The sequence below is a fragment of the Cellulosimicrobium sp. Marseille-Q4280 genome (genome assembly GCF_943181405.1).
In the GTDB taxonomy this organism is placed as follows: Bacteria; Actinomycetota; Actinomycetes; order Actinomycetales; family Cellulomonadaceae; genus Cellulosimicrobium.
Map to the genome: position 1 here is coordinate 615,720 of NZ_CALPBY010000003.1, position 21,741 is coordinate 637,460.

The window sequence follows — 21,741 nt, forward strand, 5'->3', positions numbered from 1 at the left end:
GTGACTTCGTCGTCGGTGTGGGGTCAGGAGTCGAGGCGTCCGGACAGGCGCTCGACGCCGCGGAGCAGGCCCGAGTGGTCGAGGTCGCCGTCGCCGTTGGCGAGGGCCGACCCCATGAGCTGCGCGACGAGCGCGCCGAGCGGTACGACGACGCCCTGCTCGCGGGCCGCGGCCGTGACGATCCCGAGGTCCTTGTGGTGCAGCGCGATGCGGAAGCCCGGGGTGAAGGACTTGTCGATCATGTTCTGCTTCTTCTGGTCGAGGACCTTCGACCCGGCGAGCCCGCCGCCGAGCACCTCGAGCGCGCTGGGCAGGTCGACGCCGTACGCCTCGAGGAAGGCGACGGCCTCGGCGAGCGCCTGGATGTTGGCGGCGACGATGAGCTGGTTCGCGGCCTTGACGGTCTGACCCGAGCCGGTCGGGCCGACGTGGACGACCGTCTTGCCGACGGCGTCGAAGACCGGCCGCGCGGCCTCGAAGTCGGTGGCGTCGCCGCCGACCATGATCGACAGCGCGGCGTTCTTCGCGCCCGCCTCACCACCGGAGACCGGGGCGTCGAGGTAGCGCAGGCCGCGCTCGCGTGCGGCCTCGGCGAGACGGACCGTGACGTCGGGCCGGATCGACGAGAAGTCGATGACGAGCGTGCCCGGCTGGGCGTTGTCGAGGACGCCGCCCTCCCCGGTGAGGACCTGCTCGACGTCCGGGGAGTCGGGAACCATGACGGCTACGACGTCGGCGGACTTCACGGCGTCGGCGATCGAGCCGGCGGCGGTGCCGCCCGCCGCGACGAGCGGTGCGGTCTTCTCGGGGCTGCGGTTGTACCCCGCGACCTGGTGCCCGGCCTCCTGGAGGTGGACGGCCATGGGGCTGCCCATGATGCCGAGGCCGATGAAGGCGATGCTCTGCTTCGTCATGTCGTGCTCCTTGCGTGCGGAAGGTCGAGGGAGGAGGCCGGGCGCGCCGGCTGCTGCGCTCGTCGGCGCTGGCCAGCGCTGGTCAGCGCTGGTCGGTGGGCAGCCAGGCGAACGGGTCGGCGGCATCGGTCTTGTACTCGAGACCGATCCAGCCGTCGTAGCCACCGGCGCGCAGGTCCTTGGTCCAGCGGTCGATCGGGAGGTCGCCCGTGCCGGGCTCGCCACGCCCGGGTGCGTCGGCGACCTGCACGTGGGCGATGCGGCCGCGGTAGGTCGACAGGGCGGCGTCGACGTCGTCGCCGTTGACGGACAGGTGGTAGACGTCGAACAGCAGGCCGACGTTCGTCTCGCCGTGGTCGGCCGCCACGCGGTCGATGACGCGCACCGCGTCCGCCGCGGTCTTCAGCGGGTAGGCGGGGGCGCCGCTGACGGGTTCGACGAGCACCGTGCCGCCGATCCGTGCGACGGCTCGCGCCGCGAGCGCCAGGTTCTCCGCGCCGAGCTCGTCCTGCTCCTCCGGCGACACGCCTTCCTGGCGGTTGCCGTAGAGCGCGTTGAACGCGCGGCAGCCGGTGCGCTCGCCGATCTCGGTGACGACGTCGAGGTTGGCGCGCAGGTCCGCCGAGCGGGCCGGCCACGACACCAGGCCGCGGTCTCCCCCGGGCATGTTCCCGGCGTCGAAGTTCAGGCCCGTGAGCTGGACGCCGGCCGCCTCGATCGCCCCGACGAGGGTGTCGACCTCGTCGCGCGACGGCGTCGGTGTCGCGAACGGCCACCACAGCTCGATGCCGCGGAAGCCCGCCGCAGCGGCGGCGGCCGGCCGCTCGAGGAGCGGGAGGTCGGTGAGCAGGATCGAGCAGTTGACGGTGTACCTCGGGTCGTCGGTCGCGTTCGTCATCGTCGTCTCCCGGAGTGTCGGGCTCCACAGTGTCGCCGCCTTGCTACGACTTCCGTTCTGCGGAACTTCTCTTCTGCTAGATGGAAGTCTAGGCACTGCCGCGTCGTGCCGTCAATACCCGAGTCAAGAACCGGCGACGGCCGCTCCCGCACAGTGCGGAAGCGGCCGTCGTTCGGGATGTGGGGACAGGCGAGGCTACAGACCGGTCGAACTCGCTCCGTGCTCGGCCTGTTCGGGCGTATAGCCCTCGAAGACAAGTTGATTGACGAGCCCAGACCGCGAGAAGGACATGAGGTCGAGGTAGTTTGCCGCACTCGCAGCGGCCTGGGCGTTCCAGTCGACACCGCCCTCAGCCTCCAGGCGAGCGATACCAAATTCAGCGTCCGCCGTGCTGAATCCCTCGAACTCGAGCTGGTTGACGAGGCCGGACCGGGAGAAGGGCATGACGTCGAGGTAGTTGACCGCCGACCGATGTGCGTTCTGCTGCGCAACGCTCCCGATCCGGGCCGCCTCCGCAGCAGCCGCCTCTGCAGCAGCCGCTTCCTCAGCTACGCGCTGCTCCTCAGCCTTCCGCTCCTCTTCTGCCTGCGCTGCGGCTTCCGCCTCCTCCGCGGCCAGACGCTCCGCTTCTGCCTGCTCTTCAGCGGCGAGCTCCTCGGCGGTCTGCTCGTCTTCCGATTGGTCCTGCGTGACGACGGCCGCGGAGGCGGCGGAAGTGGGCCTTGGGTCAGTACCGTTCCCGCCGCTGAAGGCCACGATGGCGACAACGATCGCCGCCAACCCGCCAACTCCGGTCAAGATCTTGTGGCGCGCAACCCAGGACGTCTTCGTCGGCGTCTCAGCGTTCGCGTCGGAATGCGACGACGCGGTCGACGCTACTGGCGAATCGGCCGCACTCGCTCCACCACTCGGGCTCTCCACCCAGAACTGCCAGCCGTGCGGTGCGGGCCCCCATGACGGATCCGGCCTCCAGTCGGTTGGGGGAGTCCAGCCAGCCGGGGGTGCGGGCCAGTTCGGCGGAGGATTGAAGCGAAAGGCGGTCACGGTGACTCCATGAGTGGGACAAGAGATTCGAGGCTAGGAGTTTGACATGCCGTGAAACCTCAAGTCCCTGAAGGCGAGCAAAATTCACCCCGAGGCCCACGGGTGAAAACTCTCCGATCCCTCTACGCCAAAGGGTAAAGCTCCCGGTCTCCGTGGGAAGGCGAGTTGCATTTTCCGACACCTGCCCGACTTGTGACCACAGCCGCGTCACCTTGTCGTTTCGCCCGTCTTTCGTCGCGGGTACGACCATGCGAGGCTTCGCCGCTGACGCTTCTCCAGGGGTCAGATGTGCGTCGGGCCCGGTCTCGCGCGCGAGACCGGGCCCTTCTCATGCCGACAGCACTTCCGGAGCGTCAGCGGCGGTCGAGCCGGACCTGCCGGTTGACGTCCTTGTAGAGCAGGTACCGGAACGGCTTGGGGCCGCCCGCGTAGCAGGCCTGCGGGCAGAACGCCCGGAGCCACATGAAGTCGCCCTCCTGGACCTCGACCCAGTCCCCGTTGAGGCGGTAGACGGCCTTGCCCTCGAGCACGTACAGCCCGTGCTCCATGATGTGCGTCTCCGCGAACGGGATCGACCCGCCCGGCTGGAACGTCACGATGTTGACGTGCATGTCGTGCGCGAGGTCCTCGGGGTCGACGAACCGTGTCGTCGCCCACGCGCCGTCGGTGTCGGGCATCTCGCGCGGCGTGACGTCCTGCTCGCGCGTGACGAACGACGTCGCGCGGTGCCCGGCGATCGGCTCGTACACCTTGCGCACCCACTGGAACGACGCCTTGGCGTCCGACCGGTTGTGCAGGCCCCACCGCTCCCCCGCCGCCAGGTAGGCGTAGCCGCCCGGCTCGAGCACGTGCTCGGCGCCGTCGAGCGTCAGCACCAGCGTGCCCTCGGTGACGAAGACGACCGACTGGACCGTCTCCTCGTCCTCGCCCTGGTCGGCGCCGCCTCCCGGCGCGACCTCCATGACGTACTGCGCGAACGTCGTCGCGAAGCCCTCGATCGGCCGCGCGAGCACCCACAGCCGCGTGGCCTCCCAGCCCGGCAGCTTGCTCGTGACGATGTCGCGCAGCACGCCGCGCGGGATCACCGTGTACGCCTCGGTGACGATCGCGCGGTCGGTGAGCAGCTCGGTCTGGCCGGGCAGGCCGCCCTGCGGCGTGTAGTACCGGGTGCTCTGGGTCATGTCTCTCTCCTCGGGGTCGTGACCGGCGTGGGCCGGCCGCACGGGTGCGGTGTACCGGTGGTGTGGCGTGCCCGTCAGCCCGCGACCGGCTGCGGGGCGTGGCCCGTGACGCGGACACGGTCCAGGCCGTCGCGGTCCAGCCCCGTCGCGGTCCGGACCTCGGCCTCCGTGAGCGCGCCGCAGTCGACGCCGCGCCCGAGGAACCAGGCCATCGCCTTCGCGGTGGCGGGCTCGTCGAGCACGCCGCCGCCGTCGGGAACGAAGCCCACGTAGGCCGCGAGGCGCGCGAGCGCCGCCGTGGCACCCTCCCGGTAGAACGCGTAGGTCGCGGCGAACCGGCTCGGGAGCTGGGCCGGGTGCAGGTCCCAGCCCTGGTAGTAGCCGCGCTCGAGCGAGCGCCGCACGAGCCGCCCGTGCAGGCGCCACGCGGCGTCGACGGCCTCGGCGTCACCGACGGGCAGCACGTTCGTGGAGCCGTCCGACAGGCGTACCCCCGTGCCGGCGACCGCGAGCTGCATGACCTGCTTCGCGTGGTCGGCCGCCGGGTGCTCCATCGACTGGTAGGCGGCCGCGATCCCGAGCGAGGCCGAGTAGTCGTACGTGCCGTAGTGCAGGCTCGTCACCCGGCCCGGGGCCGCGTGCACGAGCCGCGCGACCGCGGCGGTGCCGTCCGCCGCGAGGATCGCCTGGGGCGTCTCGACCTGGACCTCGAACCGCAGGCTCCCGGGCTCGAGCCCGTTCGCCTCCTCGACGCGCTCGCACACGCGGGCCATCGCGACGACCTGCTCGGGCGCGGTCACCTTGGCGAGGGTGACGACGAAGCCCTCGGGCAGCCCGGCGAGTCCGCGCGCGCCGCGCTCGGCCACGAGCTCGGCGACGAACAGGACCGCCGTCCGTACGCCGCGCCGGCGCGTCGCCGCCTCGAGGCACTTGATGCGGATGCCGCTGAACGGTGTCGACGTGCCGTGCGCCTCCGACGCGGCGAGCGCACGCGCCGCGGCGACCACGGCGGCGTCCTCGGCGGCGTCGCCCTGGTCGCCGAAGCCGTCCTCGAAGTCGATGCGCAGGTCCTCTATGGCCTCCACGGCGAGCTTGGCCGTCACACGCTCCGTGACCGCCGCGGCGAGCACGGGGTCCTCGATGCCCAGGACGTCGACGAGCCGACGCACCCCGCCCGCCGCCTCGACGGCGGAGCGGGCCTCGGCGGCCCACTCGCCCGCGAGGCCGGCGGCGTACCGGTGGCCCGGGACGTAGACGGTGTGCACGGGCTGGCGCGAGGCGTCGTCTCCCGGGTAGCGCGCCTCGAGCTCCGCGTCCCAGGACCCGAGCAGGCCGTCGAGCGTCGCGTGCAGGGCCTCGACGTCGCCCTCGGTGAACCCGGCGGGCATCAGGACGCCTCGTCCGACGACTCCGCCGCGACGACCGCGTCGTACGCGGGGAGCGTGAGGAAGTCGACGTAGTGGTCGTCCAGGGAGATGCCCTCGACGAGCGTGCGTGCCTGCTCGTACGGTCCGGCGTCGTAGGTCTCGGGCCCGACGTCGGCGCGCAGGCGGGCGGTCTCCTCGCCCAGCAGCGTGCGGACCAGGTCCGCGGTGATCGTCGTCCCGACGCCCGCGCCGGCGGTGAAGGACGCACCCGAGCGCACCCACTGCCACACCTGCGACCGCGAGATCTCGGCCGTGGCCGCGTCCTCCATGAGGTTGTGGATCGCCACCGCCCCGTTCCCCGCGAGCCACGCGGCGACGTACGCGACCGAGACGTACAGGTTGTTCCGCAGGCCGGTCTCCGTGATGTCGCCCTGCGCGGACGACACGTCGAGGAGCTGGTCCGCCGTCACGTGGACGTCGGGCCGCTGCCGGTCGAGCTGGTTCGGGCGGTCGCCGAGCACCTCGTCGAACACCTCGCGGCAGACCGGCACGAGGTCGGGGTGGGCGACCCACGAGCCGTCGAAGCCGTCCCCCGCCTCGCGCTGCTTGTCCGCGCGCACCTTGTCGAACGCCTGCGCCGTGACCTCCGGCTCGCGCCGGTTCGGGATGACGGCGGCCATGCCGCCCATCGCGAACGCCCCGCGCCGGTGGCACGTCGAGACGAGCAGCTCGGTGTACGCGCGCATGAACGGCGCCGTCATGGTGATCGCGCCGCGGTCGGGCAGCGTGAACGACGACCCCGAGTCGCGGAAGTACTTGATGACCGAGAACAGGTAGTCCCAGCGGCCCGCGTTGAGCCCCGAGGCGTGGTCGCGCAGCTCGTAGAGGATCTCGTCCATCTCGAACGCCGCGGGGATGGTCTCGATGAGCACCGTCGCGCGGATCGTCCCGTGCGGGACGCCGAGCGCCTCCTGCGCGACCGTGAAGACGTCGTTCCACAGGCGCGCCTCGAGGTGCGACTCCATCTTGGGCAGGTAGTAGTACGGGCCGGATCCCCGCGCGAGGAGCTCCGTCGCGTTGTGGAAGAAGTGCAGGCCGAAGTCGACGAGCGCGCCGACGGCGGGTGCGCCGTCGACGTGGACGTGCACCTCGTCGAAGTGCCAGCCGCGCGGGCGGACGACCATGACGGCCAGGGGGTCGTCGTCGGTCTCCGGGCGCAGCGCGTACTGCTTGCCCTCGGGCGACGTGAACGCCAGGGTGCGGCGGGTCGCGTCGTGCAGCGCGACCTGGCCGCCGACGACGCTGGCCCAGTGCGGCGTCGACGCGTCCTCGAGGTCCGCGAGCCAGACCTTGGCCCCGGAGTTCAGCGCGTTGATCGCCATCTTCGGGGTCGGCGGCCCGGTGATCTCGACGCGACGGTCGAGCAGGTCGGCCGGCGCGCCGGCGACCGTCCAGTCCGCCGTGCGTACCTCGGCCGTCTCGGGCAGGAAGTCCAGCCGCCCGGTGCGCGAGACCTCCTCGCGCCGCGTGGCCCGGGCCGCGAGGAGCTCGTCGCGGCGCGCAACGAAACGGCGCTGGAGGTCGGCGACGAACGCGAGCGCCTCGGGCGTGAGGATCTCCTCCGCCCGCTCGACGGCGGGGCCGTGGACGGAGACGGCCGTGGTGGTGGTCATGGTGTGTCCTCTCTGCGGGATGCTGTCGGCGCGACGCGCGTGGTGGCTGTCAGGACCGCGCGGCCGGGGTCCCGGCGGGGCGTCCCGACGGGGCGCTCCCCTGAGCCTGGCCCGCCCGGTCCCGCTCCGCGACCTCGGCGACGGCACGCGCCACCGACGTCGCGACGGTGGGCTCGAACACGCTCGGCACGATGTAGCTCGCGCTGAGCTCGCCGGGCTCGACGGCGTCGGCGATCGCGACCGCCGCGACACGCAGCATCTCGTCGGTGATCTCGCGCGCCCCGGCGTCGAGAAGCCCGCGGAACAGGCCCGGGAACGCCAGCACGTTGTTGATCTGGTTCGGGAAGTCGCTGCGCCCCGTCGCGACGACGGTCGCGTGCTGAGCGGCGGCGATCGGGTCGACCTCGGGCGTCGGGTTCGCGAGCGCGAACACGATCGCCTCGTCGGCCATCGTCGCGATGTCGTCGCCGGAGAGGATGTTCGGTCCGGAGACCCCGACGAACACGTCCGCCCCGGCGAGGCCCTCGCGCAGGGTCCCCGTGAACCCGTCGGCGTTCGTCGTCGCCGCGAGGTGTCGGCGGTTCTCGTCGTCGCCCGCGTTGCCCGCGTGGAGCGCGCCCTTGCGGTCGAACGCCACGACGTGCCGCGCACCCTGACCCTGCAGGAGCTTGATGATCGCCGACCCCGCGGCGCCCACGCCCGACACGACGATCCGCACGTCCTCGATGGACTTCCCGACGACGCGCAGCGCGTTCGTCAGCGCCGCGAGCACGACGATCGCCGTGCCGTGCTGGTCGTCGTGGAACACGGGGATGTCGAGCTCGTCGCGCAGGCGGCGCTCGATCTCGAAGCAGCGCGGCGCCGAGATGTCCTCGAGGTTGATCCCGCCGTAGACCGGCGCGATCGCCTTGACGGTGCGGATGATCTCCTCGGTGTCCGTCGTGTCGAGGCACACCGGCCACGCGTCGACGCCCGCGAACTGCTTGAACAGCGCGGCCTTGCCCTCCATCACCGGCAGCGCGGCCGCGGGGCCGATGTCGCCCAGGCCGAGCACCGCGGTGCCGTCGGTGACGACCGCGACGGTGTTGCGCTTGACCGTGAGGCGGCGCGCGTCCTCGGGTCGCTCCGCGATCGCGAGGCACACGCGGGCGACGCCGGGCGTGTAGGCGCGGGCGAGGTCGGCGCGGTGGCGCAGCGGGACCTTCGGGTTGACCTCGAGCTTGCCGCCGAGGTGCATGAGGAAGGTCGCGTCGCTCACGTGGCGCACGGTGATGCCGTCGAGCGCGCCGAGCGCGTCACGGATCTGCTCGACGTGCGCCGCGTCGACCGTGTCGGCGGTGATGTCGACGACGAGGACGTCCGCGCCGGACTCCGAGACGTCCACACCCGTGATCGCGGCGCCGGTGGCGCTCACGGCCGCGACGAGGTCGCTCGCGGTGCGGTGCCCGCTCGGGGCCTCGACGCGCAGCGTGATGGAGTAGCTCGGGCTCGTCGCGACGTGCTTGGCGGTCGTCGTCGGGGCGGGCTGCGGTTCGGACGTCATGGTTGTTCCTTCTTCTCGTATGCTGAGGCGTATCTTCCGTGATGCGGAAGCGAGGGCGGGCGGACCGCTCTCGTCAGGTCGAGGTGCGTGCCCGTCGTCGGGACCACCTGGTGGACAGGAGATGGTGATGGCCGAGAGCTCCGCAGCGAAGCCGGCAGGTGGCGTGCAGTCCGTCGACCGGGCCATCGAGCTGCTCGAGCTGCTCGCGGACTTCGGCGGCGAGTCGGGGCTGAGCGAGCTCGCGCAGCACGCAGGCCTCCCGCTGCCGACGATCCACCGCCTCCTGCGCACGCTGCTCGCGCAGGGATACGTCCGCCAGACGCCGTCGCGCCGCTACACGCTCGGCCCTCGCCTCATCCGGCTCGGGGAGTCCGCGGGCCGCCAGCTCGGCGCCGGCGCCCGCCCGTACCTCGAGCGGCTCGCGGAGGAGCTCGGCGAGTCGGCGAACCTCGCGATGATCGACCGCGACATGGCCGTGTACGTCGCGCAGGCGTCGTCCCGGCACTCGATGCGGATGTTCACGGAGGTCGGACGCCGCGTCTTCACGCACTGCACGGGCGTCGGCAAGGCCGTGCTCGCCCAGCTCCCCGACCAGACCGTCCGCGAGATCGTCGCCCGCGTGGGCATGCCGCCCGCGACGGACCAGTCGATCACCGACGTCGACGACCTCCTCAAGGAGCTCGACCGCACGCGCGAGCGCGGGTACGCGATCGACGACGGCGAGCAGGAGCTCGGCGTGCGGTGCTTCGCCGTGGCCGTGCCGGCCGCGCCGACACCCACCGCGCTGTCCGTCTCCGGGCCGGCCGCCCGCGTGACCTACGAGTTCGGCGAGCGGGCCGTCCCCGTGCTGCACCGCGTGGCCGCAGAGCTCACGCGAGAGCTCATCACGACGACGGCCTGAGCGACCGGCGCGCGTTCGGACCGACGGCGGCGCGCCCCGCCGGGCCGCGGTTCTCCCGCGGTCCGTCCGGGCGCGTCGCGTCGTCATGGTCGTCGGCGCCGGCTGCTCAGCAGAACCCGGCCACGGTCGCCCAGGCGCGTGGCTCGGCCGCCACGCCCTCGCGCTGGACGGTCGCCTCGATGAGCCCGTACGGGCGGTCGGCCGCGTAGAAGACCTCGTTCGGGTTGTCGAGACCGAACGGCCCGAGGTCCACGAGGAAGTGGTGCTTGTTGGGCATCGAGAACTTGATCTCGGCGATCTCCGGGACCGCCTCGAGCACGGCCTTGCCCATCGCGAACAGGGTCTGCTGCAGCGCGAGCGAGTGCGTCGTCGCGAACGCCTCGAGCTGGATCGCGCGGACCTTCGCGTAGACCGCGTCGAAGTCGAGGTCCGTCGTCGTGTACCGCCAGCGCGACGTGACCGACGTCGCGAGGATGCGGTCGTCCGTCTCCACGAGCGTCGTGTAGCGGTCCCGCGGGAAGCCGTGGAACTCCGAGCCCGTCGACTTGAGCACGACGAGGTCCGTGAGCCCGGAGACGACGAAGACCTCGTCGCCGTCGCGCTGGACGACGGTCGTGCGCGTCTCCTGGTTGTTCCGGACGAACGCGTGGTCGTGCTCCCCGTCCGCGGTCTCGATGCGCTGCCAGGAGTACTGCTCGATCTCCCAGCGGCCGCCCTCGATCCAGTCGAAGTCCTCGACGAAGTGCGTACCGAGCCGGATCGCGAAGTCCTCGATCGCACCCACGCCGTCGCGGGCGAACGCGTAGACCGTGTTCTTCTGCGTGTCGGTCGCGACGCAGCGCGAGTTGTCGCCCTCGTAGTGCGTGGCCTCCTGGCCGCCTCGCAGCTGCGAGGAGACGTTGAGGTCGGTGATGCGGTGGCGCGGGGTGGAGCGGTCGACGCGCACGAGGCGCACCTCCGCCTTGCCCCACTGGTTGTCGCCGAGCACGATGGCGCCGGTCGCGCCCGTCGTCTGCTGGGCTGCCCCGGTGCTGCTCAGGGTCTCGGTCATGTCAGCTCCCTCGATAGGTCGAGTAGGCGAACGGGCTGAGCAGGACGGGGACGTGGTAGTGCTGCTCGGCGCTCGCCACCCGGAAGACGATGACGACCTCCGGGTAGAAGGACACGGTGTTCTGCCGGTCGAAGTACGAGCCCGTGTCGAACACGAGCCGGTACGTGCCGGGGACGAGGGTCTGGGGCCCGAGCTCGGGCACCCGACCGTCGTCGTTCGTGCGGGAGGACGCCACCAGGGACCAGCCCTGCCCCGTCGTCCTGCCCGCGATCTCCGGAGCCGCCTCCAGGCGGACGTCGATCCCCTCGGCGGGCCTACCGCTGGCCGCGTCGAGTACGTGCGTGGTGATGTGGCTGGCGTGCGCGCTCATGCGGACAGCACCCCTTCCAGCCGCAGCGCGGCGATCTCGCGCAGGTTGCGCGCGGCGTTCGCCCGCTCCGTCCGTGCGTCGTTGCCCAGGCGCTCCGTGAGCTGCTCGAGGATCTCCTCGGCGCTGCGACCGGCCGCCCGGACGAGGAAGACGTGACCGAACGTCTCCTCGTACGCACGGTTGCCGTCGGCGAGGCGCCGGGCGACGTCGTCGTCGCTCGTGTCGACGCCGGACTGCTCGCTGCGCGACATGCGCGCGTCCGTCTGCTCGCCGTCCGCCCGCTCGCCGATGCGCGGGTGGCGGCTGAGGGCCGCGTCGATCTCCGCGTCCGTCCAGGGGTTCGCGGCGGTGGCGGCTGCGTCGACGGCGTCCGCGACGGTCGCGTACGGCCGTCCCGCGGCGACGTCGTCGGCCCACCGCTCGACGTGCGCGCACGCCAGCAGCGCGTCCCGCGCGTCCTGCGCGGACAACCGGTTGAACTCGTCCAGCGTCATCGCCGTCCTCTTCGCCAGTCGGAACGTGGAGGTGACTATCCATATCGCGGAAGTTTGTTTCCGCTCAATGAATGTACGCCGTCCTCTGATGACGTGTCAACCAGCCTTCCGCTCCCACGGTGATCGTGCACGCTCGAACCCCTGCGCGCGCCCAGCCCCAGGTGGCGCGTCACCGCTCGTGCCGAACCCCGGGTCGTTCGTCGCCAGGGGGTGCATGTGGCGCACAACCCGGGGTTCGGCACCTTCCGTGCACCTGCGTGGGCGTCGACAGGAACGACGGCGGGCCCGGCAGCGGGTGCTGCCGGGCCCGGTGGCTCGTGACGGGTGACGGATGCCAGGTGACGGGTGACGGGTGACCGCCGAGAGTCAGGCGGAGCCGAGACCCACCCGGAACTCGTCCTCCAGGATGCTCATGACCGTCGCGTCCGCCCAGCCGTCGCCGTCGCGGTAGACGTCGCGCAGGCGACCCTCCTCGCGGAAGCCGAGCGACTCGTACAGCATGCGCGCCCGAGGGTTGATGCTCAGGACGTCGAGGCTCACCCGGTGCAGGTGGGGCCCGTCGTGCCGGACGCCGTCGACGTCGGTCGTCCCGTCGAACGCGAACCGGAGAACCTCGAAGATCGCCTCCCTGCCGTAGCCGCGACCGCGGTAGTTCGGCAGCAGCGCGAGGCGCAGGTTCGCCGAACCCGCGTGGTCGTCGATCTCGTTGAGGACGATCTCGCCGATCATCTCGTCGCTGACCTGCTGCCCGTCGCGCACGGCGCCGGGTGTGATCGCCCAGTCGTACCGGCCCTCGCGGTCGCTGATCGTCGCCGCCCACTCGTCGATCTGCTCACGGGTGAACGTCGCCGTCGTCCCCGTGAGCCGGTTCGACTCCGGGTCCTGCAGCGACTCCCACATCCGGTCCGCGTCACGCGCCTCGATCGGCCGGAGCCGCATCATCTCGCCGAGCAGGACAGGCCCCCTGGTCATGCGATCACCCGATCCGCTCGAGGACGAGCTCACGCACACGCCCGGCGTCCGCCTGGCCGCGCGTCGCCTTCATGACCGCGCCGATGATCGCGCCGACCGGACCGAGGTTGCCGCCCCGGACCTTCTCGACGACGTCGGGCTGAGCGGCGAGCGCGTCGTCGATCGCGGCGAGCAGCGCGCCGTCGTCCGACACGACCTCGAGACCGCGGGCCACGACGACCTGCTCGGGGTCCCCCTCGCCCGCGAGGACACCCTCCAGCACCTGGCGCGCGAGCTTGTCGTTGATGCGGCCCGAGTCGACGAGACCCTGGAGCTCGGCGATCTGGCCGGGGGTGACGGCGAGCCCGGCGAGCTCGACGTCGTCCTGCTTCGCGCGGCGCGCGAGCTCGCCCATCCACCACTTGCGGGCGCCGGCCGCGCTCGTCCCGGCAGCGACGGTCGCCTCGATGAGGTCGATCGCGCCGGCGTTGACGACGTCGCGCATCTCCGCGTCCGCGTAGCCCCACTCCCCCTGCAGGCGCCGACGGCGCGCCACGGGCAGCTCCGGCAGCCCCGCGCGGATCTCCTCGATCCACTCGCGCGGCGGCGCGACCGGGACCAGGTCGGGCTCCGGGAAGTAGCGGTAGTCCTCGGCGTCCGACTTCACGCGGCCCGACGTGGTGATGCCGGTGTCCTCGTGCCAGTGCCGCGTCTCCTGGGTCACGGTCCCGCCGGCGTCGAGCACCGCGGCCTGCCGTGAGACCTCGTAGCGCACCGCACGCTCGACCGAGCGGAAGGAGTTGACGTTCTTCGTCTCGGTCCGCGTGCCGAGCGGCGACTCCGGGGTCGGGCGCAGCGACAGGTTGACGTCCGCGCGGACGTTGCCACGCTCCATGCGGGCTTCCGACACGTCGAGCGCCCGGAAGATGTCGCGCAGCGTCTGGACGTACGCCCGAGCGACCTCCGGCGCCCGGTCCCCCGCGCCCGTGATCGGGCGCGTGACGATCTCGACGAGCGGGATCCCGGCACGGTTGTAGTCGACGAGCGAGTACTCCGCCCCGTGGATCCGTCCGGTGGCGCCGCCGACGTGCGTGTTCTTGCCCGCGTCCTCCTCCATGTGCGCGCGCTCGATCTCCACGCGGAACACGGTGCCGTCCTCGAGCTCGACGTCGATCCACCCGTCGTGGGCGATCGGCTCGTCGTACTGCGACGTCTGGAAGTTCTTCGGCACGTCCGGGTAGAAGTAGTTCTTCCGGGCGAAGCGGCAGGTCTCGGCGATCTCGCAGTTGAGCGCGAGCCCGATCCGGATCGCGTACTCGACGGCCTTGCCGTTGACCACCGGCAGCGCGCCGGGGAGCCCGAGCGAGACGGGAGTCACCTGGGTGTTCGGCTCGGCGCCGAAGCTCACCTCGGCGGCGCAGAACATCTTGGTCAGCGTGCCCAGCTCGACGTGCACCTCGATCCCGATGACGGGGTCGTAGCGGCGTGTGGCGTCGGCGTAGTCGACCAGCTCGACGGTCGTGGCGGTCATCGGCTCAGCCCTCCTGCTCGGCGGTGGCGGTGGGCAGCGCGGGCGCGCGGTCGAGCAGCGGGCCACCCCAGGCCCCGTGCAGCGCGGCCTCGAGCGCCGCGCCCACGCGGTACATGCGGTCGTCGGCCTTCGCCGGGGCGAGGACCTGGAAGCCGACCGGGAGGCCGTCGTCCGACAGTCCGGCGGGCACGGACATGCCCGGCACACCGGCGAGGTTCGCGGGGATCGTCGCGACGTCGTTCAGGTACATCGCGAGCGGGTCGTCAAGCTTCTCGCCGAACCGGAACGCGGTCGTGGGAGCGGTCGGCGAGACGAGGACGTCCACCTGTCCGAACGCGGCGTCGAAGTCACGCTGGATGAGCGTGCGGACCTTCTGGGCGCTGCCGTAGTACGCGTCGTAGTAGCCCGCGGACAGCGCGTAGGTGCCCAGGATGATGCGGCGCTTCACCTCGTCGCCGAAGCCGGCGCCGCGGGTCGCCGCCATGACGCGCTCGGCGGTCACGGGGCCCTCCTCGGGCTCGACGCGCAGGCCGAACCGCATGCCGTCGAACTTGGCCAGGTTGCTCGACGCCTCGCTCGGCATGATCAGGTAGTAGGCGCCCAGTGCGTACTCGAAGTGCGGGCAGGAGACCTCGACGACCTCCGCACCCAGGCCCCGGAGCAGGTCGAGGGACTCCTCGAAGCGGGCGCTCACGCCCGCCTGGTACCCGTCGCCGCTCAGCTCCGTGACCACGCCGACGCGGACGCCGCGCAGGTCTCCCGTCGCGCCCTGCCGTGCCGCCTCGACGAGCGCAGGGGTCTTCTCACGGATGGACGTCGAGTCCCGCGGGTCGTGCCCGCCGATGAGCTCGTGGAGCAGCGCCGAGTCCAGGACGGTGCGCGTGACAGGACCGGCCTGGTCGAGCGACGACGCCATCGCGATGAGCCCGTACCGGGACACACCTCCGTACGTGGGCTTCACGCCCACGGTCCCGGTGACGGCGCCCGGCTGGCGGATCGAACCACCGGTGTCGGTGCCGATCGCGAGCGGTGCCTCGAACGCGGCCACCGCGGCGGCGGACCCACCACCGGACCCACCGGGGATCCGGTCGAGGTCCCACGGGTTGTGGGTGTTCCCGTAGGCGGAGTGCTCGGTCGAGGAGCCCATCGCGAACTCGTCCATGTTCGTCTTGCCGAGGATCGGCAGCCGGGCGGCGCGGAGACGCTCGACGATCGTCGCGTCGTACGGCGGCACCCAGCCCTCGAGGATGCGGGAGCCGGCCGTGGTCGGCATCCCCTTCGTCACGACGACGTCCTTGACGGCGATCGGGACGCCCGCCAGCGGGTGCAGCTCCTCGCCGGCCGCACGTCGCTCGTCGACGTCACGCGCTGTCTCGAGCGCGTCGTCGGCGCTCACGTGGAGGAAGGCGTTGACGGCACCGTCGACGGCACCGATCCGGTCGAGGTGCGCCTGCGTGGCCTCGACGCTGCTCACGTCGCCCGCGGCGAGGCGCGCGGCAAGCTCTGCGGCGGAGATCCGGGTCAGGTCGTCGGTCATCATTCCTCCCCGAGGATCTGCGGGACGGCGAAACGGCCGTCCTCGGCCGACGGCGCACCCGCGAGGACGTCCGCGACCGGCAGGGCCGGCACGGGTACGTCGTCACGGAAGACGTTGGTGAGCGGAAGCGGGTGGCTCGTCGAGGGGACGTCGGGCGTGGCGACCTCGCTGACCTTCGCGATGGCGTCGACGATCACGTCGAGCTCCCCCGAGAGCCGGTCCAGCTCCTCGGGTCGCAGGTCGATGCGGGCCAGCGCGGCGACGCGCGCGACCTCGTCACGGGAGATGGTGGACATGGTCGCCATTCTAGAGGGGCGCGGGAGCCACGAGAGCGTGACGAGCTCGACGAACCCCGGCTCGATGCCTCGACCGGACCTCGCCGAACCGCCGGTCGGTGCCTCGACCGGAACCCGAAGGGCGGCAGCAGCGCCGCGCCAACAGGACAGCGCCCGCCGGCAGTCGTGCCGGCGACGAGCCCGCGGTCGTGTGGCACCCGAGACGTGTAGTGCCACGCAGGCCGGCGGTCGTCACGAGGCCCGGGTCTCTGCCCTGCCCGGCGGGCGCGAGAATGGCCCTGCCCGGTTGGACCGAAAAAGAGTCCGGACATGCCGAAGGCCCACCCCGTGTGGGGTGGGCCTTCGGTGAAGGGTTGTCCGGCGGCGTCCTACTCTCCCACCCCGTCTCCAGGGCAGTACCATCGGCGCTGAAGGGCTTAGCTTCCGGGTTCGGTATGGGACCGGGCGTTTCCCCTTCGCTGTGACCGCCGTAACTCTGTCGAACACTTTCCCGGGTGCCGCCCCCGGTGTGGGGGTGGTGGGGTTGGTGGTTCGGGAACCGCACAGTGGACGCGTCGCATGAGAGTGTGATGGGTGTTGAAGTTGTCGGCTGATTAGTACCGGTCAGCTGCACGGGTCGTTGGTCCCCGTTTCCACGTCCGGCCTATCTACCCAGTGTTCTGCTGGGTGCCTCTCACCCCTGAGGGTATGGAAACCTCATCTTGAAGCAGGCTTCCCGCTTAGATGCTTTCAGCGGTTATCCCTTCCGAACGTAGCCAACCAGCGGTGCTCCTGGCGGAACAACTGGCACACCAGAGGTTCGTCCGTCCCGGTCCTCTCGTACTAGGGACAGCCCTTCTCAAGTTTCCTGCGCGCGCAGCGGATAGGGACCGAACTGTCTCACGACGTTCTAAACCCAGCTCGCGTACCGCTTTAATGGGCGAACAGCCCAACCCTTGGGACCTACTCCAGCCCCAGGATGCGACGAGCCGACATCGAGGTGCCAAACCATGCCGTCGATATGGACTCTTGGGCAAGATCAGCCTGTTATCCCCGGGGTACCTTTTATCCGTTGAGCGACGGCGCTTCCACAAGCCACCGCCGGATCACTAGTTCCGACTTTCGTCCCTGCTCGACCTGTCAGTCTCACAGTCAAGCTCCCTTGTGCACTTGCACTCGACACCTGATTGCCAACCAGGCTGAGGGAACCTTTGAGCGCCTCCGTTACATTTTAGGAGGCAACCGCCCCAGTTAAACTACCCACCAGGCACTGTCCCTGGTCCGGATCACGGACCGAGGTTAGACATCCGAAGCGGCCAGAGTGGTATTTCAACGTTGACTCCACCCGCACTGGCGTGCGGGCTTCACAGTCTCCCACCTATCCTACACAAGCCGCACCGAACATCAATACCAAGCTATAGTAAAGGTCCCGGGGTCTTTCCGTCCTGCTGCGCGTAACGAGCATCTTTACTCGTAGTGCAATTTCGCCGAGTTCGCGGTTGAGACAGCGGAGAAGTCGTTACGCCATTCGTGCAGGTCGGAACTTACCCGACAAGGAATTTCGCTACCTTAGGATGGTTATAGTTACCACCGCCGTTTACTGGGGCTTAAATTCTGAGCTTCACCCACGAGGGGTTGACCCGTCCTCTTAACCTTCCAGCACCGGGCAGGCGTCAGTCCGTATACATCGTCTTGCGACTTCGCACGGACCTGTGTTTTTAGTAAACAGTCGCTTCTCCCTGGTCTCTGCGGCCGTCCACGCTCCCCGAGCTAGTCGGTTCACGTTTCGGGCCCCCCTTCTCCCGAAGTTACGGGGGCATTTTGCCGAGTTCCTTAACCACGATTCGCTCGATCGCCTTGGTATTCTCTACCTGACCACCTGAGTCGGTTTGGGGTACGGGCGGCTAGAACCTCGCGCCGAGGCTTTTCTTGGCAGCATAGGATCACCCGTTTCGCGCATACGCGCTCACTATCAGCTCTCAGCCTCGTGTCGGGCGGATTTGCCTACCCGACGGCCTACAGCCTTGGACGTGGACTACCATCGCCACGCCGGGCTACCTTCCTGCGTCACCCCTGTTAATACGCTTACCTACTACCGGTTCGGGTCCCGCGCGCCCCTGTCCGGTGACCCCGAAGGGTCGGTGGACAGGTTTGGGCGGTTAGCATCACCGGGCTCGGTATGGGCGGTTCTTCGCCGGTAGGAGAATATCAACTCCTTGTCCATCGACTACGCCTGTCGGCCTCGCCTTAGGTCCCGACTTACCCAGGGCGGATTAACCTGGCCCTGGAACCCTTGGTCATTCGGCGGACGGGTTTCTCGCCCGTCATTCGCTACTCATGCCTGCATTCTCACTCGTGTGGCCTCCACCGCTGGGTTCCCCCGCGGCTTCACCGGCCACACGACGCTCCCCTACCCACCTGCGCCTCTGGACCACGAAGGCCTGAGTTACGCGCAGATGCCACGGCTTCGGCGGTGTACTTGAGCCCCGCTACATTGTCGGCGCGGAATCACTTGACCAGTGAGCTATTACGCACTCTTTCAAGGGTGGCTGCTTCTAAGCCAACCTCCTGGTTGTCTGTGCAACTCCACATCCTTTCCCACTTAGCACACGCTTGGGGGCCTTAGCCGGTGGTCTGGGCTGTTTCCCTCTCGACTACGGAGCTTATCCCCCGCAGTCTCACTGCCACGCTTCCACTTACCGGCATTCGGAGTTTGGCTGACGTCAGTAACCTTGTAGGGCCCATCGGCCATCCAGTAGCTCTACCTCCGGCAAGAAACACGTGACGCTGCACCTAAATGCATTTCGGGGAGAACCAGCTATCACGAAGTTTGATTGGCCTTTCACCCCTAACCACAGGTCATCCCCCAGGTTTTCAACCCTGGTGGGTTCGGTCCTCCACGCGGTCTTACCCGCGCTTCAACCTGCCCATGGCTAGATCACTTCGCTTCGGGTCTAGACCCAGCGACTATGGACGCCCTGTTCGGACTCGCTTTCGCTACGGCTTCCCCACACGGGTTAACCTCGCCACTGAGCACTAACTCGCAGGCTCATTCTTCAAAAGGCACGCTGTCACCCCAACCAAGGAGGCTCCAACGGATTGTAGGCACACGGTTTCAGGTACTATTTCACTCCCCTCCCGGGGTACTTTTCACCTTTCCCTCACGGTACTGGTCCGCTATCGGTCACTAGGTAGTATTTAGGCTTAGCAAGTGGTCTTGCCAGATTCACACGAGATTTCACGGGCCCCGTGCTACTTGGGATCCCCTTCGGGAGGCCGCGCCATTTCGTCTACCGGACTCGCACCGTCTGTGGTCCGCCTTTCAATGCGGTTCGACTATGACACGGCTTTCTGACTCCCCGGTGGACTGTCAGATCCACCAGAAGGGTCCCACAACCCCGGACACGCAACGCCTGACAGCTTTACCACGCGCCCGGTTTGGCCTCATCCGCTTTCGCTCGCCACTACTCACGGAATATCTCTTCCTGCCGGTACTGAGATGTTTCACTTCCCGGCGTTCCCTCCACACACCCTATATATTCAGGTGCAGGTCGCACGACATGACTCGTACGGGGTTCCCCCATTCGGAAACCCTCGGATCACAGCTCGTTTGCCAGCTCCCCGAGGCTTATCGCAGGCTACGACGTCCTTCTTCGGCTCCTAGTGCCAAGGCATCCACCCTGTGCCCTTAAAAACTTCGACACACACACTACAATCTATTCGCAGAGACCAAGAACAAAAACCACGGACACACCCCGAAGGGCACACCCGTACTTTTTGCATCTTGATCACTTCAAAGATGCTCGCGTCCACTGTGCAGTTCTCAAACAACCAACGACCCCGACCCGCACAGACCCGCCTACCCACCAAGACCAGCTCGGCGAGCGGTTCGCGATCCACGGACCGACCCGTACCAGGCACCACCACCAAAGTGGCCGGCGACCTGAGGACCCAACAGTGTGCTCGACAAGCCCCGGACCCACCCGCGATGTTCCACCACACCCCCCGGACACCACCGAACCCCCCGAAGGAGAACCCAGCAGACCAGGCGACGCAGGTACTGACACCAGCGAGACCGACGCTCTTTCGTCAATGTTCCACCCATGAGCAACCACCCCCACACGCGAACGGCGTGGGCCGTGGCCACCACACACCCCCGAAGAGGCGTGCGTTGAAGCTCCTTAGAAAGGAGGTGATCCAGCCGCACCTTCCGGTACGGCTACCTTGTTACGACTTAGTCCCAATCGCCAGTCCCACCTTCGACCACTCCCCCCGGCGAACCGGTTGGGCCATGGGCTTCGGGTGTTACCGACTTTCGTGACTTGACGGGCGGTGTGTACAAGGCCCGGGAACGTATTCACCGCAGCGTTGCTGATCTGCGATTACTAGCGACTCCGACTTCATGGGGTCGAGTTGCAGACCCCAATCCGAACTGAGACCGGCTTTTTGGGATTCGCTCCACCTTACGGTATCGCAGCCCTTTGTACCGGCCATTGTAGCATGCGTGAAGCCCAAGACATAAGGGGCATGATGATTTGACGTCATCCCCACCTTCCTCCGAGTTGACCCCGGCAGTCTCCCATGAGTCCCCGGCATAACCCGCTGGCAACATGGGACGAGGGTTGCGCTCGTTGCGGGACTTAACCCAACATCTCACGACACGAGCTGACGACAACCATGCACCACCTGTGCACGAGTGTCCAAAGAGACCACCATCTCTGGTGGCTTCCCGTGCATGTCAAGCCTTGGTAAGGTTCTTCGCGTTGCATCGAATTAATCCGCATGCTCCGCCGCTTGTGCGGGCCCCCGTCAATTCCTTTGAGTTTTAGCCTTGCGGCCGTACTCCCCAGGCGGGGCACTTAATGCGTTTGCTGCGGCACGGAACTCGTGGAATGAGCCCCACACCTAGTGCCCAACGTTTACGGCATGGACTACCAGGGTATCTAATCCTGTTCGCTCCCCATGCTTTCGCTCCTCAGCGTCAGTTGCGGCCCAGAGACCTGCCTTCGCCATCGGTGTTCCTCCTGATATCTGCGCATTCCACCGCTACACCAGGAATTCCAGTCTCCCCTACCGCACTCTAGTCTGCCCGTACCCGATGCAAGCTCGAGGTTGAGCCTCGAGTTTTCACACCAGACGCGACAAACCGCCTACGAGCTCTTTACGCCCAATAATTCCGGACAACGCTTGCGCCCTACGTATTACCGCGGCTGCTGGCACGTAGTTAGCCGGCGCTTCTTCTGCAGGTACCGTCACTTGCGCTTCTTCCCTGCTGAAAGAGGTTTACAACCCGAAGGCCGTCATCCCTCACGCGGCGTCGCTGCATCAGGCTTTCGCCCATTGTGCAATATTCCCCACTGCTGCCTCCCGTAGGAGTCTGGGCCGTGTCTCAGTCCCAGTGTGGCCGGTCGCCCTCTCAGGCCGGCTACCCGTCGTCGCCTTGGTAGGCCATCACCCCACCAACAAGCTGATAGGCCGCGAGCCCATCCCTGACCGAAAAACTTTCCAACCACCCCCATGCGAGGACGGCTCATATCCGGTATTAGCCCCGGTTTCCCGGAGTTATCCCGAAGTCAAGGGCAGGTTACTCACGTGTTACTCACCCGTTCGCCACTAATCAACCCAGCAAGCTGGGCATCATCGTTCGACTTGCATGTGTTAAGCACGCCGCCAGCGTTCGTCCTGAGCCAGGATCAAACTCTCCGTAAATGATCAACGCCCACCACCAGACCCAAAGACCCGGCAGCGAACAATCCATACGAAGCGAACCCCGAAAGGTTCACAAAACTGGCCTACAAACGAAAAACAATCTGACGATCATTCTCCGAAATCAACCAAAAACATCCCCAGACACAACCAACCAGCCACCCCGAACGGGACAACCCAGCCAGCCACGCCCACAAGGGACAAAAATTGGCATTGACTAACAAGCACACTGTTGAGTTCTCAAACAACCGACACACACCAACTCAGCCGGACCCTCAGGCCCAACCTCGCTTGGGGCAACTTCT

15 protein-coding genes and 3 rRNA genes are annotated in these 21,741 nt (G+C 68.4%); 1 reads left to right on the forward strand and 17 read right to left on the reverse strand.

The features are described 5' to 3' along the window. Positions 1 to 23: 23 nt before the first annotated feature. The 7 genes from NFS20_RS10980 to NFS20_RS11010 form a co-directional block, all read right to left on the reverse strand. A complete protein-coding gene (locus NFS20_RS10980) occupies positions 24 to 1,040 on the reverse strand; it encodes a 2-hydroxy-3-oxopropionate reductase (RefSeq protein ID WP_285821122.1) in 1,017 nt (338 codons plus the stop codon). Then, positions 997 to 1,812 carry a hydroxypyruvate isomerase family protein gene (locus tag NFS20_RS10985; RefSeq protein WP_251151800.1) on the reverse strand — a complete coding sequence of 272 codons (816 nt, stop codon included), beginning with the start codon at positions 1,810 to 1,812 and terminating at the stop codon, positions 997 to 999. The genes NFS20_RS10980 and NFS20_RS10985 overlap by 44 nt, the downstream gene beginning before the upstream one ends. Positions 1,813 to 2,007: 195 nt before the next feature. Then, entirely contained in the window at positions 2,008 to 2,856 is an 849-nt protein-coding gene (locus tag NFS20_RS10990; protein ID WP_251151801.1) for an Ltp family lipoprotein, read from the reverse strand. A gap of 353 nt (positions 2,857 to 3,209) precedes the next feature. After that, positions 3,210 to 4,037, reverse strand: coding sequence for a bifunctional allantoicase/(S)-ureidoglycine aminohydrolase (locus tag NFS20_RS10995; RefSeq protein ID WP_251151802.1), 828 nt, complete (start codon positions 4,035 to 4,037; stop codon positions 3,210 to 3,212). Positions 4,038 to 4,111: 74 nt separating this feature from the next. Further along, positions 4,112 to 5,425, reverse strand: a complete 1,314-nt coding sequence (locus NFS20_RS11000; protein WP_251151803.1) for a DUF6986 family protein — start codon at positions 5,423 to 5,425, stop codon at positions 4,112 to 4,114. Next, on the reverse strand, positions 5,425 to 7,077 hold the full coding sequence (gene aceB, locus NFS20_RS11005; protein ID WP_251151804.1) for a malate synthase A: 1,653 nt from the start codon (positions 7,075 to 7,077) through the stop codon (positions 5,425 to 5,427). Before aceB ends, NFS20_RS11000 begins: the two co-directional genes overlap by 1 nt. A gap of 49 nt (positions 7,078 to 7,126) precedes the next feature. Next, positions 7,127 to 8,620: an NAD-dependent malic enzyme gene (locus NFS20_RS11010; RefSeq protein ID WP_251151805.1), complete on the reverse strand. Its 1,494-nt coding sequence runs from the start codon at positions 8,618 to 8,620 to the stop codon at positions 7,127 to 7,129. A 127-nt stretch (positions 8,621 to 8,747) separates the two neighbouring features. Here NFS20_RS11010 and NFS20_RS11015 point away from each other — a divergent pair, with 127 nt between their 5' ends. Then, on the forward strand, positions 8,748 to 9,521 hold the full coding sequence (locus NFS20_RS11015) for an IclR family transcriptional regulator (RefSeq protein ID WP_251151806.1): 774 nt from the start codon (positions 8,748 to 8,750) through the stop codon (positions 9,519 to 9,521). 106 nt (positions 9,522 to 9,627) lie between these two features. Here the strand turns inward: NFS20_RS11015 and pucL are convergent, their stop codons facing one another. The 10 genes from pucL to NFS20_RS11065 all read right to left on the reverse strand — a co-directional run bounded on the left by pucL (position 9,628) and on the right by NFS20_RS11065 (position 21,439). Further along, positions 9,628 to 10,572 (reverse strand): factor-independent urate hydroxylase, encoded by a 945-nt coding sequence (gene pucL / locus NFS20_RS11020; protein ID WP_251151807.1) that lies wholly within the window; start codon positions 10,570 to 10,572, stop codon positions 9,628 to 9,630. A gap of 1 nt (position 10,573) precedes the next feature. Next, a complete protein-coding gene (uraH, locus tag NFS20_RS11025) occupies positions 10,574 to 10,942 on the reverse strand; it encodes a hydroxyisourate hydrolase (RefSeq protein ID WP_251151808.1) in 369 nt (122 codons plus the stop codon). Next, on the reverse strand, positions 10,939 to 11,436 hold the full coding sequence (gene uraD, locus NFS20_RS11030) for a 2-oxo-4-hydroxy-4-carboxy-5-ureidoimidazoline decarboxylase (RefSeq protein ID WP_251151809.1): 498 nt from the start codon (positions 11,434 to 11,436) through the stop codon (positions 10,939 to 10,941). Before uraD ends, uraH begins: the two co-directional genes overlap by 4 nt. A 366-nt stretch (positions 11,437 to 11,802) precedes the next feature. Continuing rightward, entirely contained in the window at positions 11,803 to 12,408 is a 606-nt protein-coding gene (locus tag NFS20_RS11035; RefSeq protein WP_251151810.1) for a GNAT family N-acetyltransferase, read from the reverse strand. A 4-nt stretch (positions 12,409 to 12,412) separates the two neighbouring features. Continuing rightward, on the reverse strand, positions 12,413 to 13,918 hold the full coding sequence (gene gatB, locus NFS20_RS11040) for an Asp-tRNA(Asn)/Glu-tRNA(Gln) amidotransferase subunit GatB (protein WP_251151811.1): 1,506 nt from the start codon (positions 13,916 to 13,918) through the stop codon (positions 12,413 to 12,415). A gap of 4 nt (positions 13,919 to 13,922) precedes the next feature. Then, on the reverse strand, positions 13,923 to 15,455 hold the full coding sequence (gatA, locus tag NFS20_RS11045) for an Asp-tRNA(Asn)/Glu-tRNA(Gln) amidotransferase subunit GatA (protein WP_251151812.1): 1,533 nt from the start codon (positions 15,453 to 15,455) through the stop codon (positions 13,923 to 13,925). Further along, positions 15,455 to 15,751: an Asp-tRNA(Asn)/Glu-tRNA(Gln) amidotransferase subunit GatC gene (gatC, locus tag NFS20_RS11050; protein WP_251151813.1), complete on the reverse strand. Its 297-nt coding sequence runs from the start codon at positions 15,749 to 15,751 to the stop codon at positions 15,455 to 15,457. The genes gatA and gatC overlap by 1 nt, the downstream gene beginning before the upstream one ends. A gap of 355 nt (positions 15,752 to 16,106) precedes the next feature. Then, positions 16,107 to 16,223 (reverse strand): 5S ribosomal RNA (rrf, locus tag NFS20_RS11055). A gap of 101 nt (positions 16,224 to 16,324) precedes the next feature. Beyond that, positions 16,325 to 19,432 (reverse strand): 23S ribosomal RNA (locus NFS20_RS11060). A 483-nt stretch (positions 19,433 to 19,915) separates the two neighbouring features. Continuing rightward, positions 19,916 to 21,439: ribosomal RNA gene (locus tag NFS20_RS11065) — 16S ribosomal RNA — on the reverse strand. The 16S, 23S and 5S rRNA genes sit together here, the layout of an rRNA operon. Positions 21,440 to 21,741 lie beyond the last annotated feature (302 nt).

Bases quoted from the DNA above. Each gene is read 5' to 3' on its own strand.
- NFS20_RS10980 (WP_285821122.1), bottom strand. From the start codon at position 1,040: ATGCCGCCGACCCGTTCGCCTGGCTGCCCACCGACCAGCGCTGACCAG.
- NFS20_RS10985 (WP_251151800.1), bottom strand. From the start codon at position 1,812: ATGACGAACGCGACCGACGACCCGAGGTACACCGTCAACTGCTCGATC.
- NFS20_RS10995 (WP_251151802.1), bottom strand. From the start codon at position 4,037: ATGACCCAGAGCACCCGGTACTACACGCCGCAGGGCGGCCTGCCCGGC.
- NFS20_RS11000 (WP_251151803.1), bottom strand. From the start codon at position 5,425: ATGCCCGCCGGGTTCACCGAGGGCGACGTCGAGGCCCTGCACGCGACG.
- aceB (WP_251151804.1), bottom strand. From the start codon at position 7,077: ATGACCACCACCACGGCCGTCTCCGTCCACGGCCCCGCCGTCGAGCGG.
- NFS20_RS11010 (WP_251151805.1), bottom strand. From the start codon at position 8,620: ATGACGTCCGAACCGCAGCCCGCCCCGACGACGACCGCCAAGCACGTC.
- NFS20_RS11015 (WP_251151806.1), top strand. From the start codon at position 8,748: ATGGCCGAGAGCTCCGCAGCGAAGCCGGCAGGTGGCGTGCAGTCCGTC.
- pucL (WP_251151807.1), bottom strand. From the start codon at position 10,572: ATGACCGAGACCCTGAGCAGCACCGGGGCAGCCCAGCAGACGACGGGC.
- uraH (WP_251151808.1), bottom strand. From the start codon at position 10,942: ATGAGCGCGCACGCCAGCCACATCACCACGCACGTACTCGACGCGGCC.
- uraD (WP_251151809.1), bottom strand. From the start codon at position 11,436: ATGACGCTGGACGAGTTCAACCGGTTGTCCGCGCAGGACGCGCGGGAC.
- NFS20_RS11035 (WP_251151810.1), bottom strand. From the start codon at position 12,408: ATGACCAGGGGGCCTGTCCTGCTCGGCGAGATGATGCGGCTCCGGCCG.
- gatB (WP_251151811.1), bottom strand. From the start codon at position 13,918: ATGACCGCCACGACCGTCGAGCTGGTCGACTACGCCGACGCCACACGC.
- gatA (WP_251151812.1), bottom strand. From the start codon at position 15,455: ATGACCGACGACCTGACCCGGATCTCCGCCGCAGAGCTTGCCGCGCGC.
- gatC (WP_251151813.1), bottom strand. From the start codon at position 15,751: ATGTCCACCATCTCCCGTGACGAGGTCGCGCGCGTCGCCGCGCTGGCC.